The 13,011-nt window shown below is 67.6% G+C and carries 14 protein-coding genes; 4 read left to right on the top strand and 10 right to left on the bottom strand.

Features of this window, described 5'->3' with window-relative positions:
• The 4 genes from ELY12_RS04010 to thiE all read right to left on the bottom strand — a co-directional run bounded on the left by ELY12_RS04010 (position 1) and on the right by thiE (position 4,600).
• Complete coding sequence (locus ELY12_RS04010) at positions 1-633, bottom strand: M23 family metallopeptidase (protein ID WP_241229714.1); 633 nt, start codon at positions 631-633, stop codon at positions 1-3.
• A 2-nt stretch (positions 634-635) separates the two neighbouring features.
• The gene (locus ELY12_RS04005; RefSeq protein WP_164549392.1) at positions 636-1,853 is read right to left on the bottom strand and encodes a L,D-transpeptidase family protein; all 1,218 of its coding nucleotides are present in this window, start codon (positions 1,851-1,853) and stop codon (positions 636-638) included.
• Between the two features lie 77 nt (positions 1,854-1,930).
• A complete protein-coding gene (locus ELY12_RS04000; RefSeq protein ID WP_126175416.1) occupies positions 1,931-3,889 on the bottom strand; it encodes an OPT family oligopeptide transporter in 1,959 nt (652 codons plus the stop codon).
• Between the two features lie 24 nt (positions 3,890-3,913).
• A complete protein-coding gene (thiE, locus tag ELY12_RS03995) occupies positions 3,914-4,600 on the bottom strand; it encodes a thiamine phosphate synthase (RefSeq protein WP_126175415.1) in 687 nt (228 codons plus the stop codon).
• Positions 4,601-4,621: 21 nt separating this feature from the next.
• On the opposite strand from thiE, the gene ELY12_RS03990 reads away from it, so the two are divergent.
• Entirely contained in the window at positions 4,622-5,395 is a 774-nt protein-coding gene (locus ELY12_RS03990) for a DUF72 domain-containing protein (protein ID WP_241229713.1), read from the top strand.
• On the top strand, positions 5,392-5,778 hold the full coding sequence (locus ELY12_RS03985) for a hypothetical protein (RefSeq protein WP_126175413.1): 387 nt from the start codon (positions 5,392-5,394) through the stop codon (positions 5,776-5,778). The genes ELY12_RS03990 and ELY12_RS03985 overlap by 4 nt, the downstream gene beginning before the upstream one ends.
• Here the strand turns inward: ELY12_RS03985 and ELY12_RS03980 are convergent.
• Genes ELY12_RS03980 through tkt form a run of 6 tightly spaced genes read right to left on the bottom strand, consistent with a single transcriptional unit; the run spans position 5,775 to position 12,038 of the window.
• Positions 5,775-6,662, bottom strand: coding sequence for a fructose bisphosphate aldolase (locus tag ELY12_RS03980; RefSeq protein WP_126175412.1), 888 nt, complete (start codon positions 6,660-6,662; stop codon positions 5,775-5,777). The two genes, ELY12_RS03985 and ELY12_RS03980, sit on opposite strands and share 4 nt — an antisense overlap.
• A 53-nt stretch (positions 6,663-6,715) precedes the next feature.
• Complete coding sequence (locus ELY12_RS03975) at positions 6,716-7,363, bottom strand: TIGR02466 family protein (protein ID WP_126175411.1); 648 nt, start codon at positions 7,361-7,363, stop codon at positions 6,716-6,718.
• The gene (locus ELY12_RS03970; RefSeq protein ID WP_126175410.1) at positions 7,363-7,821 is read right to left on the bottom strand and encodes a PaaI family thioesterase; all 459 of its coding nucleotides are present in this window, start codon (positions 7,819-7,821) and stop codon (positions 7,363-7,365) included. The genes ELY12_RS03975 and ELY12_RS03970 overlap by 1 nt, the downstream gene beginning before the upstream one ends.
• The gene (locus ELY12_RS03965; protein ID WP_126175409.1) at positions 7,818-9,020 is read right to left on the bottom strand and encodes a phosphoglycerate kinase; all 1,203 of its coding nucleotides are present in this window, start codon (positions 9,018-9,020) and stop codon (positions 7,818-7,820) included. Before ELY12_RS03965 ends, ELY12_RS03970 begins: the two co-directional genes overlap by 4 nt.
• 10 nt (positions 9,021-9,030) lie before the next feature.
• Positions 9,031-10,038, bottom strand: a complete 1,008-nt coding sequence (gene gap / locus ELY12_RS03960; RefSeq protein WP_126175408.1) for a type I glyceraldehyde-3-phosphate dehydrogenase — start codon at positions 10,036-10,038, stop codon at positions 9,031-9,033.
• Between the two features lie 14 nt (positions 10,039-10,052).
• Complete coding sequence (gene tkt / locus ELY12_RS03955; RefSeq protein WP_126175407.1) at positions 10,053-12,038, bottom strand: transketolase; 1,986 nt, start codon at positions 12,036-12,038, stop codon at positions 10,053-10,055.
• A gap of 173 nt (positions 12,039-12,211) precedes the next feature.
• Here tkt and ELY12_RS03950 point away from each other — a divergent pair, with 173 nt between their 5' ends.
• Together ELY12_RS03950 and zapA are read left to right on the top strand one after the other, a co-directional pair.
• Entirely contained in the window at positions 12,212-12,418 is a 207-nt protein-coding gene (locus tag ELY12_RS03950; protein WP_126175406.1) for a hypothetical protein, read from the top strand.
• Positions 12,415-13,008, top strand: a complete 594-nt coding sequence (gene zapA / locus ELY12_RS03945; protein WP_126175405.1) for a cell division protein ZapA — start codon at positions 12,415-12,417, stop codon at positions 13,006-13,008. The genes ELY12_RS03950 and zapA overlap by 4 nt, the downstream gene beginning before the upstream one ends.
• Positions 13,009-13,011 lie beyond the last annotated feature (3 nt).

Here is a 13,011-nt window from a genome sequence, read left to right as displayed (position 1 = left end):
CTATTTGCCGACGAGCAGCGGGTAGGGATTGATCGCGGTCGCGGTCTCCCACCACTTCGCAGTCGGGCTCGTGCGCATGATGGCGAAGTGGAGGTGCGGTCCGTCCGGACTGGCGTTGCCGGTGTGGCCGACCGCGCCGAGCGGCTGACCTGCGATCACCAGCTGTCCATCGGCCAGCCCCGGCTCGTAGCTGCGCAGGTGCGCGTAGTAGTACATGGTGTTGCCGTCGGACGAGCGGACGTAGATCGTGTTGCCGCCGGGCTTGGACAGGAACAGCTTTTCGACCCGGCCTGGGGCCGCGGCGATCACCGGGGTGCCCTCATCCGCCATGATGTCGATCGCGTCGTGCACCCGAGCCCCGCCCGCGCGCGCGGCGGTGAAGGTGTCGGTGAGGTCCTTCGGTCCCTTGCCGCGCACTGGGATGACGAGCTGGGCGCCGCGTGCTGGCGAAGCCGCATGGGCTGCCGGGTGGACACCGGTCGCGGCCGGCTTGGTAGTCGCAACCACGCCCGCGAACCCGCTCGCGAGCCCCGCGTGCTGCATGATGGTGCCACCCGCAACGATCCACACTGCCGACGTCAGCGTGGCGGTCACCACTACCGTCAGCAGCCGGTCAATCACGGGTAGCGCCACGGTCAGGCCTCGAAGATCACCTGGGTGCCGGGGCTGACCATTTGCGCCAGCCGCGCCGCATCCCAGTTGGTGAGGCGCACGCAGCCGTGCGACTGGGTGCGGCCGATCGTTTGCGGCTCAGGCGTGCCGTGGATGCCGTAGTGCTCCTTGTTGAGATCGATCCACACCACGCCCACCGGCCCGTTCGGCCCCGGCGGCAGCTTCTGCTTCTCGTCGGTCGCCTTGGCATCCCAGAACAGGTCGGGATTGTAGTGGAACGGCGGATTGCGACTGACCCCGTTGACCTTCCACTGGCCGAGAGGCAGCGGATCGTGGCTCGAGCCCGAGGTGACGGTGAACAGGGCCACCAGCTTGCCGCCGCCGTCGTAGGCCTTGAGCGTGCCGCCCTTCTTGCTGACGACGACCTTGGTCACCTTGGGCTGCTCGGTGCCGACGCCGAGGCTCACCAGCGTGGTTTGCCAATTGTTGTCGTCGATCGCGCCCGGCGCGATGCGGTCACCGCCAATGTTGGGGACGCGGATCAGCTGGCCCGCCGCAAAGGTCGACGGCAGCGGCGAAGTGTCCGCTGCGCCCGAGACGCTCGGCGTCGGACTGGGGCTGGCACTTGCCGACGGGGTTGGCGTCGGGCCGTCCGCCGCGTCGGCCTTCATGCCCGCCGGCCGACCGCCGGGATTGAGCGCCTTCAGCACATCGACAGTGGTGTGGAAGCGCTCGGCCAGCCGCTCGTCGAGGTTCTGGTAGCCGAGCCGCTGAAGCTTGGCCTGATCGGCGGGTTCCTTCGGCGTGCGCACGTATTGCTCGCTGCCCCAATCGGCCGGGATGCGCACGACGCGGGTGGCTGGGATGGTCTGCCATTGGCCGAGCTTGGCCTTGGTCGCCTCGTCCAGTTCGCCGGTCACGGTCAGCCCGTTGGCCTCCTGGAAGCCGTTGAGCGCGTTCTCGGTCGAGAGGCCCATCTTGCCGTCGATCACGCCCGGGCCGAAGCCCTGACGGTCGAGCACGACCTGCGCTTGCATCACCGGTCGCGCCTCGGGATCGGGAATGTCCGGCACGTCGGACGACACGTCGCCCGAATCGTGCGACGCCATCGTATCGGCCAAGTTCTTGGTGGTGGCGTTGGCGTCGCGGTCGGCCGCCGCATCGCCCTTGTAGCGGTCGGTCCCGTTCATCCCGCACGCGGCAAGCGCGAGCAGGGAAGCGGCGGCAAAGATGAAACGCATGGAATTCCCCAGGTTACGGGACGCGACCCGCCCCTTCGCCAAGGACAACCCATGATAGGAAAAATGTATCCGCCGCGTCAGTCAGCCCGAAGCGCAGCCACTTTGGTTCGCGCATAGACCCCGACCATCAGCGCGATAACCGCGATGACTGCGATCCACCCGGCGATGGGCTCGAAGCCTTCCGGCACCACCGACAGCCGCTCGGGATCACCCAAAGCACCGACCGCCCCGGCGTATGCGAGGCCCATGAGACTGTCCCCGACCACCAGGCCGGTCGCGAGCAGGACGCCGAGGCGCACGGTGAACTCCGGCCGCTTTGTGGTCAGCGCCATCTTGTTCCAGACATGACCGATGACCGTCCCGATCACCGTGGGGAGGACCAGCGCAACGGGGAGGTAAATGCCCATGCCGACAGCGAGCGGCGGGAAGCGCCCCTTGCCGCTCTTGGCCAGCAGTTCGTCGATGATGACGATGCCGACGCCGATCGCCGCACCGGTCCCGACCAGATCCCATCGCAGCGAGCCGCCGAGCACGCCTTGCGCGATGGCAGCAAACAACGACGCCTGCGGGGCCGCGAGGGCGTTGGGCCCGGCGCCCGGCGCGCCGAGGAACCCGAAGCTGTCCGCCAGCATCTGCAGCACCGGCGGTAGCACCAGCGATCCGGCGATCACGCCGACCACCAGCGCGACCTGTTGCTTCCACGGGGTCGAGCCGACCAGTTGCCCGGTCTTGAGGTCTTGCAGGTTGTCGTTGGCGACGATCGCGATGCCGAACACGAAGGCGACAATGAACAGCGCGAATGCGATCAGCGGCGCCCGCTGATCGGGCGCCACTTCGGCGCCAAACAATGCAGCAACGATCACCGAAGCAATGAGCACCGATAGGATGCCGACACCCGATACCGGGCTGTTCGAAGTGCCGACAAGGCCGGCCATGTAACCGGTCACCACCGCGGTGAAGACGCCGACGATAACGATGAACACCAGCGCGAGGAGGAGCACCGCGCCGATCGAGCCGGCCAGCGGTCCGCCCTGGACGAACTGCCAGACGAGGAACAGGATCGGGCCGAACATCGCCGCGCTGATGCCGAGCACCCAGCCGCCCGGCAGGTCGCGCTCGGTGATGGCGATCGCCGTGCCTTCACGCCGTGCGCGCGCGGTGGCGGCGATCCCGGCGAGGCCGCGCATGATCGAGCCCATGATCCGGATCAGCGCCCACACCGCCGCAACCGCCATCGCGCCCGCGCCCACGAACCGGACCTGCTCGGAGAAAATGGTGCCCGCGACATCGTCGATCGGTCCCGCGACGCCATTGCTGAGCCACGGCAGCAGCACGAAGCGCGAGGTGATCACGCCGGCCAGCATGGCGATACCGGTGGTGAGCCCAATCAGGTGGCCGATGGCAAGCAGCCCGAGCGACATCGATCCGCCCAGCCCGCTGACCCCGCCGGCAAACTTGAAGTTCTTGCCGACCTCGGCCGCAGCGACCCGGATCGCGGTCAGGAAATAGAAAAACGCGCCCGCCGCCGCGCCCCACATGATCGTGGCGAGGCCCGCCTTGTTCTCGCGCGCGCCTTCCGCGTCGCCCATCCCGACGCGCAGGATCTCCGCGCCCGCGACGCCTTCGGGGTACGGCAGGTCGCTGTCGATCACCAGCGCGCGGCGCATCGGCACCGATAGCATCACGCCGAGCACCCCGCCCGTCGCGCAGACCAGCATCGTCTCCCAATAGGGAATGCGGGTCCACCAACCGACGATGACGAGGCCGGGTAGCACGAACACCATCGTCGCGACCGCGCCCGCCGCGCTGCCGATGGTCTGAACGATGTTGTTCTCGACCATCGACGACCCGCCCATCGTGCGCAGTATCGCCATGGAGATCACCGCCGCCGGGATCGCGGTCGAGAAGGTCAGGCCGACGCGCAGGCCGAAATAGACGTTGGCGGCGGTGAACACGACCGTCAGCAGCCCGCCGATGATCAGCGCACGGAGCGTCATCTCGCGCACGGGAGCGCCTGCTTCTGCCTGTGTCGCCATCATCCGCTCTCCCCGGTCAGATTGTTACTCGGGAGTTTGCACATCCGTCGCGGCTTGGGAAGCAGCCTCGGCGATTGCACGGTGGAAGGCGCGCACGTTCTCCACCTCGTCGCCGTTCCACACCGCCGCCGACACCGCTAGGAAGTCCGCGCCCGCTGTCACCAGCGGGCCGCAGTTGACCGGCGTGATCCCGCCGATGGCGACGCACGGCAGCTCCATCATCGCCTGCCACCATTGAAGCAGCTCGAGCTCGGGCCGGTGCTCGCTCACCTTGGTGGTGCTGGGAAAGAAAGCGCCAAATGCGACATAATCGGCCCCCGCCTCGCCTGCTTCAAGCGCGAGGTGACGGCTGGCATGGCAGGTGACGCCAATCTGCGCCTCCCGTCCCAGTTGCTCGCGCGCATCGCGCACGTCGCCGTCGCCCTGTCCGAGGTGCACGCCGTCGGCGCCCAGCCGCTTGGCGAGACCGATGCTGTCGTTGACGATGAACGCGCAGTCGTGCGCGGCGCAGATCGCCTGCAACGGCGCGGCGAGCGCGGCCGCCTCGTGCTGGTCGATCCCCTTCACCCGGAACTGAAACGCCGCAACGTCGCCGGCGCCCAACGCGCGCTCGAGGCGCGTGGGGAAGTCTCCACCCACTTCGAGCGGGGAGATCAGGTAGAGCTGGCACGAGGCCGCGCCGCCGGCGTTCTGGTTGCTATGAGTGCTCACGGTTCACCTCGGCCCGCACCGGTGCGCATCGGTTGCTCCGGCTGGATGTACAAGCATTGGCGCGGGCTGTTCTATCCGCAAGGCCTCGCCGTCAAGCGCTGGTTCGCGTGGTATGCCGAGACATTCGACACGGTCGAGGTCAACAACAGCTTTTACCGCCTGCCGCCGCCCACGACGTTCGAGGCGTGGCGCCGGCAGGCTCCGCCAGGGTTCTGCTACGCGGTGAAAGCCAACCGCTTCCTCACCCAGGCCAAGAAGCTAAAGGACTGCGAGGAGCCCATGGCGCGGATGATGACTTCGGTCGACGCGCTGCGTCCGGCGCTGGGCCCGCTTTTGTTCCAGCTGCCGCCCAAGTTCGCGGCCAACCTCGAGCGATTGGAAAGCTTCCTCACGCTGCTGCCGCACGACACGGCATGCGTATTCGAGTTCCGCGAGCCGACTTGGTACTGCGATGCCGTCTTCGGGCTACTTGAGCGCTACGGCGCGGGCCTGGTGGTTCACGACATGCCTGGTTCGGTGAGTCCACGCATTGGGCTCGGGCCTGTGTGCTACCTGCGTTTTCACGGGACGACCGGGAAGTACGTCGGCCGCTACTCCGACGAAGCTCTGGCGAATTGGGCGGACTGGATCGCGACGCAGGCCCGCGACGGCCGCGCTGTTTGGGCCTACTTCAACAACGACATCAACGGCCACGCGATCGAGGACGCGCAAACCTTGCGCGCGATGGTGCGGCAGGCGCAGCCCGCCAGCGTTCAGATGCGCGAAAGCCGCGAGCCCGCTATCTCGCCGGCATGAACAAGCTGCTGACCCTGGCCCTCGCGCCCCTCGCCCTCGCAGGCTGCACGATGGTGCCGCCGCCCGACAGCACCCCGCCGCAGCCGCAAGGCTACGCGGTGCCGCTCGGCCAGCCGGTGCGCGTGGGCGATCTCGTCGTGACGCCAAAGAAGGTGGCCGAGGACAGCCGCTGCCCGATGAACGCGCGGTGCGTGTGGGCGGGCCGCGTCGTCGTGACGACGCGGATCGTCGGCAGCAACTTTTCCGACACCGCCGACCTCACCCTCGGTGAGCCTTTCGGCACGCACGGCAAGATGCTGGCGCTGGTCTCGGTCCGGCCAGACAAGATGGCCGGGACCGAGACGCAGCCGGTGGACTACCGCTTCACTTACGAGGCGCGTTAGCGCACCGAGGCGAGGTGGATCTGGTCGATCGCCGACCCGAGGGTCGAATCGAACTCCTCGTCCGACTGTTGGTGGCGCAGGTCCTGCAGCAGGCCGCGGCTGAAGCTCGCGATCACGCCCTGGTTCTCGGCCAACTTGGCGCACGCCTCGTCGGTCGAGTATCCACCCGATAGCGCCACCACGCGCAGCACCTTGGGGTGGTCGATCAGCGGCCGGTAGAGGTTTGCCTCGACCGGAATCGACAGCTTGAGCATGACCTGCTGGCCTTCGGGCAGCGCGTCGAGCTCGGCGAGGATTGCGTCGCGCAGCACCCGCTCGCCCTCGGCGCGGTCGGCGGCCTTGATGTCGTACTCGGGTTCGAGGATCGGCATCAGTCCAGCGGCGAGGATACGCTTGCCCTCCTCGAATTGCTGGCGGACGATCTTCACGATCCCGCCGGGCTGGTTCGACTTGATGACGCTGCGCATCTTGGTGCCGAATACGCCCTTCTCGCGGGCGCGGGCGAGCAGGTTTTCGAGCTCGGGCATCGGCTTCATCAGCTGCACGCCGTCGGCCTCGTCCTCCAGCCCCTTGTCGACCTTGAGGAACGGCACCACGCCGCGCTCGGCGAGGCGCTCGGGCACCGGCTTGCCGCCGCTGGTTCCGTCCATGGTCTTTTCGAACAGGATCGCGCCGATCACCTTGCCGCCGCCGAAGCACGGGCTCTCGATGATCCGCTCGCGCATCGCGTGGATGAGGGCGAACATCTCGTCGTCATTGGCCCACGCCCCATCTTCGATGCCGTAGCCGGTCAGGGCCTTGGGCGTCGATCCGCCCGACTGGTCGAGCGCGGCGATAAAGCCCTCGCCGGTGGCGATGCGGCGGGTCATGTCGTCGGTGTTCATGCAGATCCTCTGTGTGAAATGTGGGCGGGCCTTAGCTTTGGCGCGAGCGGGCTTCAACCGCTGGCCGGCTCGGGCTTTGAGGCCTTCAGGTTGATGGCGATGCTGACCCGCTCGGCGTCGCCCAGATAGGGCCGGACGCCGTGCTGCAGCCAGGAGGGGAACATGACCATCACCCTGGTCCGGGGCCGTAGGGCCAGCTCGGCGTGTTGGATGGCGCCGTCGGGTTCGCGAAAGGCGAGCTCGGGGCTCGCCATCGCCACCATCGGCATGCGCGGATCGGTCAGTTGCAGTTCGCCGCCCAGCGCCGGATCGTCGCTGCCCCCGTAGCCGTCGTCTAGATAGTAAACCGCCGACCAGAAGCTACCCGGGTGGACGTGGAACTGGTTGGCATGCCCGCGGGTGCAGACGTTGGCCCACATTTCGGCGGTCCAGCGGTAGCGGCTCGCGTCGGGGCTACCCCGGTCGATCGTGAGTGCCTCGGCCATGCCGATCGCATGGCGCGAGAGATTGCGCGCTGGCTCACCGCCCCACGCGAGCATGTTCATGTTCGAGTGCCACCCACCCAGATTTGAGTGGGCAATACCGGCCGGGTCTCGCGCGCGCTCGGCGGCGATCGCATCGCGCAGTCCGGCGGCAAGCGACGCGTCGTCCACCGTCTCGATCGCGAAGGGCGTCGAGAAGAGGTGGCGCACGTCGGCCATCAGCCGGTTCGTTTACCGACCTTGCGGATGATGCCGGTGAAGGTGAACACCGGCTTGGCGTCGGCGGTGATCGTGCCGCGCACGAAGATGGTCTTGCCGCCGGCGCGGACGACCTCACCGCGCGCTTCCATCCACTGGCCGACGCGCGAGGGGGCGAGGAATTCCGACGTCATCGACAGCGTGACGGCGAAGTTTTCCTTGAGCTCGTGATGCGCGATCGAGAACAGCGCGAAGTCGGCGAAGGTCATCAGGCAGCCGCCGTGCATGAACCCGCCGCCGTTCATGTGCTTCTGCTCGGCGCGGAATGCGCAGACCGGCTGGCCGTTCTCATCGTTGCGGAAGTAGAACGGGCCGGCGCGCGTCTCGAACGCGTCGTGCGGCCAGTTCATCCAGCCGGCGAACTCGCCTTCGGTGACCTCGATCGGTCCGTGCGAGGTCTGCGCCGTTTCCTCGCTCATTGCTCCAGCGCCTTCACGCCGGGAAGCTCACGCCCTTCCATCCATTCGAGAAACGCGCCGCCCGCGGTCGAGACGTAGGTGAAGCCGTCCGCCACGCCCGCATGATTGAGCGCCGCCACGGTGTCCCCGCCGCCGGCGACCGAAACCAGGCTGCCGTCCTGCGTCAGCGCCGCCGCGGTCCGGGCGAGCGCCACCGTGGCGGCATCGAACGGCGGCGTCTCGAAGGCGCCCAGCGGCCCGTTCCAAACCAGCGTGCGGCAGGTCTTGAGCACATCGGCGAGCGCCTCGACCGCGGTCGGTCCGACGTCGAGGATCATCTCGTCGGCAGCGACTTCGTGGACATTGCAGGTGCGCAAGGACGCCGGATTGGCGGCGAATTCCTTCGCAACCACGACGTCATAGGGCAGGTGCACCGTGCAGCCGGCGTGGTCGGCCTTGTCCATGATCGCGCTGGCGGTCGCGGTCAGGTCGTGCTCGCACAGCGACTTGCCGACATCGACCCCGCGCGCGGCGAGGAAGGTGTTCGCCATGCCGCCGCCGATGATCAGGTGCTGCACTCGCCCGACAAGATTCTCCAGCACCGCCAGCTTGGTCGAGACCTTGGCGCCGCCGACCACCGCCGCGACCGGCTGCTCGGGGGTGCCGAGTGCGGCGTCGAGCGCCTTCAGTTCCTTCTCCATCGCGCGGCCGGCGTAGGACGGCAGGAAGTGCGTGAGCCCTTCGGTCGTCGCGTGCGCGCGGTGTGCGGCGGAGAATGCATCGTTGACGTAGAAGTCGCCGTTCGCCGCGATGGCCTTGGCGAACTCGGGGTCGTTCTTCTCCTCGCCCGGCCAGAAGCGGACGTTGTCGAGCAAGCCGATGTCCCCCGGCCGCAGGATAGCGAGCGACTGCTCGACCACCGGCCCGCTGACTTCGGAGATGAACATCACCTCGCGCCCCAGCACGCGCTCGACGTCGCCCTGGACGATGCTGGTGCTCATCGTCGAGTAGCGCTCGCCCTTGGGCCGGCCGAAGTGCGCCAGGAGCAGCACCTTGGCCCCGGCATCGGCCAATTCGAGGATGGTCGGCGCGCTCGCCTCGACGCGGGTGACGTCGCTCGCCCGGCCCTCGTTCATTGGCAGGTTGAGATCGACCCGGACGAGCGCGACCTTGCCGGTCAGGTCATCCGGGAGATCGTCGAGAGTCTTGAACGCGGCCATCGTCAGCGCCTCAGAGGAACTTCGCCATCACCCCGGCGGTGTCGATCATCCGGTTGGAGAAGCCCCACTCGTTGTCGTACCACGACACGACCCGCGCGAGCTTGCCTTCGAGCACCGCGGTTTCCAGCGAATCGACGGTAGAGGACGCCGGGTAGTGGTTGAAATCGCTCGAAACCAGCGGCTGGTCGGTGAAGTCGAGCACGCCCTTCATCGGGCCCTCGGCGGCGGCCTTGAGCGAGGCATTGATCTCTTCGGCCGTGGTGTCGCGGCCGGGGGTGAACACGAGGTCGATCAGCGACACGTTCGGCGTCGGCACCCGAACCGACGAGCCGTCCAACTTGCCTTTCAGCTCTGGGAGCACGAGGCCCACCGCGCGCGCGGCGCCGGTGGTGGTCGGGATCATGTTCATCGCCCCGGCGCGGGCGCGGCGCAGGTCCGAATGGATTTGGTCGAGCATGCGCTGGTCGTTGGTGTAGCTGTGGATCGTGGTCATGAACCCGCGCTCGATGCCGATCGCGTCGTTGAGGACCTTGGCCACCGGGGCGAGGCAGTTGGTGGTGCAGCTCGCGTTCGAGACGATGTCGTCGTCGGCGGTCAGCGTGTCCTGGTTCACGCCGAAGACGATGGTTTTCGACACGCCCGTCGCCGGGGCCGAGATCAACACACGTTTGGCGCCGGCGGTGAGGTGCGGACGGCTCGCCTCGTCGGACTGGAAGAAGCCGGTGCACTCGAGCACCAGGTCGATGCCGTTGGCCTTGTGCGGCAAGTTGCCCGGATCGCGCTCCGCCGTGACGTGGATGTGCTTGCCGTTGACGACGAGGTCGTTGCCCGCGGTCTCGACGGTGCCGGGGAAGCGGCCGTGGGTGCTGTCGAAGCCGAACAGCAGCGCGTTCGACTTGGTGTCGGCCAGATCGTTGATCGAGACCAGTTCCAGATCGTGATCGGTGCGTTCGAGGATGGCGCGCGCCACCAGCCGCCCGATGCGTCCGAAACCGTTGATCGCAACCTTGGTCGCCATGTGAGAAGCTCCTGCTAAATGCCTAGTTTTGCTTTGATTTGCGGGACGATAGCCTCGGCGGTGAAGCCGAACTTCGCGTAGAGGTCTTCCGCCGGGGCGGAGGCACCGAAGCGGTCGAGGCCGATCTTGAGGCCGTTCGCCATCGTGTAGCGATCCCAGCCGAGCGTGGCGCCGGCCTCGATCGAGACGCGCAGCAACTGCTCGGGCGGCACGTTCGGCAGCAGGTCGTCCTTGTAGGACTGGTCCTGCGCTTCGAACAATTCCATGCAAGGCATTGAAATCACGTCCGCACCGATTCCCTGCGCCTCCAGCGCATCGGCGGTTGCGACGGCGACTTCGACCTCGGAGCCGGTGGCGATCAGGATCACCTTGCGGCCGGCCTTGGCGGCGCGCAGGCGATAGGCGCCCTTGGCGGACAGGTTGCCTTCTTCGCTGCGAAGCTGCGGCAGGTTCTGCCGGCTGAGCGCCAGAACCGACGGGGTTTCCGGCGTCGACAGCGCCAGCGCCCAGCATTCCGCGGTCTCGATGGTATCGCACGGCCGGAAGACGTTGAGGTTGGGAATCAGCCGCAGGCTCATCAACTGCTCGATCGGCTGGTGCGTCGGGCCGTCCTCACCCAGCCCGATGCTGTCGTGCGTGAACACGTAGATCGCGCGGGTCTGCTGCAGCGCAGAAAGTCGCACAGCATTGCGGCAGTAGTCGCTGAAGATCAGGAAGGTGCCGCCGTAGGGGATCACCCCGCCGTGGAGCGCCATGCCGTTCATCGCGCAGGCCATGCCGAACTCGCGGATACCGTAGTAGAGGTAGCGACCGGCGTACTCGACGGCGGTGAGCGGCCCGGTCGCCTTGGTCTTGGTGTTGTTCGAGCCGGTGAGGTCCGCCGAGCCGCCGATCATCGCCGGTAGCTGCGCCGTCAGCACCTCGAGCGCCATCTCGCTCGCCTTGCGGGTGGCGACGGTCTTGGGTTCAGCGATCAGGCCGGCGATGTAGTCGTCGAGCACGCCCGCAGGCACTTTGCCCGCCATGCGCGCCTTGAACTCGTCCGCCTTGTCCGACTTATCGAGCCGCGCCTGCCATTCGCGGTGCGCCGCAGCGCCGCGTGTCCCCGTCGCGCGCCAGTCCGCAAGAATCTCATCCGGCACCACGAATGGTTCGGAGGTCCAGCCGAGCGCCTGCCGCGCCGCCGTCACTTCGTCCGCGCCCAGCGCTGCGCCGTGAACGCCACTGGTGCCCTGCTTGTTGGGCGCGCCCTTGCCGATCACCGTGCGGCATTCGACCAGCACTGGCGAGGCATCGTGCGCCGCCGCCTCGCCCAGCGCGCGGTCGATGTCGGCGTAGTCGTGGCCGTTGCACTCGATCACATGCCACCCCGCAGCGCGGTAGCGCGCCGGGATGTCCTCGCAGGTCGACAGGTCGGTCGAGCCGTCGATGGTGATGCGGTTCGAATCCCACAGCACCTTGAGACGCCCGAGCCGCAGGTGACCGGCAAGGCCGATCGCCTCGTGATTGACGCCTTCCATCAGGCACCCGTCGCCCGCGACCACCCAGCTATGGTGATCGACCAGCGCGTCGCCGTAGCCGGCGTTGAGATGCCGCTCTGCGATCGCCATGCCGACCGCCATCGCCAGCCCCTGGCCTAGCGGCCCGGTGGTGCACTCGATGCCGGGGATGAGGAAGTTCTCCGGGTGCCCGGCGCACACGCTGCCGAGCTGACGGAAGTTGCGGATGTCCTCGATCGTCGGCGAGGCGTAGCCCGAGAGGTAGAGCAGGCTGTAGATCAGCATCGATCCGTGCCCGGCCGAGAGCACGAAGCGGTCGCGGTCCGCCCAGTCGGGGGCTTGGGGATCGAACCGGAGGTACTTCGACCACAGCACCGTCGCCACATCTGCCATGCCCATCGGCATGCCCGGATGCCCCGAGTTCGCCGCCTGGACCGCGTCCATCGACAAGGCACGAATGGCGTTCGCCATCGGCGCCAGGCGGGCGGTATCGAGCGTCATCCGGGAAGTCTCCAGCAAGGGGCGATTCGACTGCGCGCCGACCCCTTCGCGGAGGCTCCGCGCGAGGTCAAGGCGAGCGCCCGCCTCGTCCCCGAAAGGTCACCGGAGGTCAGTTATCAACAGGGCGCGGCAAAGCTTTGCGTGGATAAGAAAAACACGGTAAATCGCGTGCCATGACGGGGGATCGGACCGAAGCAGCGGTGCAGCGGATCGAAGCCGCACTCGCGCGCATCGCGCAGGCCGCTGACAGCGCGCGCGCCGCACCGCCCGCGATGCCGCCATCGGTTTCCGCGCTGGTCGAGCGCCACGAATCCCTGCGTGAAACGGTCGCTCAGGCATTGGGTGAACTCGACGTGCTGCTCGGCGAGCTGGAGGCATGAGCGAGGTCGCCCTGTCGATCGGCGGGCGCACCTATCGGGTCGCCTGCGGCCCAGGCGAGGAGGAGCGCGTCTCCCGCCTCGGCGCCGCGATCAACGACAAGCTATCCTCAATGGGTAACTTGTCGGGCAACGATGCGCAGAACCTGCTGTTCGCAGCGCTGCTGCTCGCCGACGAGGTGCACGAGGGGCGCGATACCGTCGCGCGGGCTGAAGGGGATATTGCCGCGGCCAAGGCACAGGCCGGCTCCGCGGTCGGCGAAATCGAGGAGTTGAAGAGCGCGCTCGCCAACAGCGACGCCGAACTGGAGCAGCTACAAAGTGCCGGCCGCGACGCGGCGCGCGAGGTCGAAGCGGCACAGGCGCGACTGGCCGAGCTTAGCGAACGGCTCACCGAACGACAGGCCAACGAGGCCGCGCTACACGATCAGATCGAGGCACTGACCCGCGAGCGTGACGAGCTGGCCGCGCGCCCAGCGGCAACCGACGGCGACGGTGCGTCCGAAACCGACCTCGCCCCTGCACTCGAGCGACTGGCGGAAATGCTCGAGCAGACGGCGGATAAGCTTGAGGGTGCGGCGTCGAGTTCCTAGATA

Origin of the sequence: Tsuneonella rigui, assembly GCF_003958625.1 — a bacterium.
GTDB lineage: Bacteria > Pseudomonadota > Alphaproteobacteria > Sphingomonadales > Sphingomonadaceae > Tsuneonella > Tsuneonella rigui.
This window is presented reverse-complemented; position numbering and strand designations above follow the sequence as displayed.

Coding starts and splice junctions, on each gene's coding strand:
- ELY12_RS03950 (WP_126175406.1), top strand. CDS start 12,212: ATGACGGGGGATCGGACCGAAGCAGCGGTGCAGCGGATCGAAGCCGCA.
- ELY12_RS03985 (WP_126175413.1), top strand. CDS start 5,392: ATGAACAAGCTGCTGACCCTGGCCCTCGCGCCCCTCGCCCTCGCAGGC.
- ELY12_RS03970 (WP_126175410.1), bottom strand. CDS start 7,821: ATGAGCGAGGAAACGGCGCAGACCTCGCACGGACCGATCGAGGTCACC.
- gap (WP_126175408.1), bottom strand. CDS start 10,038: ATGGCGACCAAGGTTGCGATCAACGGTTTCGGACGCATCGGGCGGCTG.
- ELY12_RS04000 (WP_126175416.1), bottom strand. CDS start 3,889: ATGGCGACACAGGCAGAAGCAGGCGCTCCCGTGCGCGAGATGACGCTC.
- ELY12_RS04005 (WP_164549392.1), bottom strand. CDS start 1,853: ATGCGTTTCATCTTTGCCGCCGCTTCCCTGCTCGCGCTTGCCGCGTGC.
- ELY12_RS03965 (WP_126175409.1), bottom strand. CDS start 9,020: ATGGCCGCGTTCAAGACTCTCGACGATCTCCCGGATGACCTGACCGGC.
- zapA (WP_126175405.1), top strand. CDS start 12,415: ATGAGCGAGGTCGCCCTGTCGATCGGCGGGCGCACCTATCGGGTCGCC.
- ELY12_RS03980 (WP_126175412.1), bottom strand. CDS start 6,662: ATGAACACCGACGACATGACCCGCCGCATCGCCACCGGCGAGGGCTTT.
- tkt (WP_126175407.1), bottom strand. CDS start 12,038: ATGACGCTCGATACCGCCCGCCTGGCGCCGATGGCGAACGCCATTCGT.
- ELY12_RS03975 (WP_126175411.1), bottom strand. CDS start 7,363: ATGGCCGACGTGCGCCACCTCTTCTCGACGCCCTTCGCGATCGAGACG.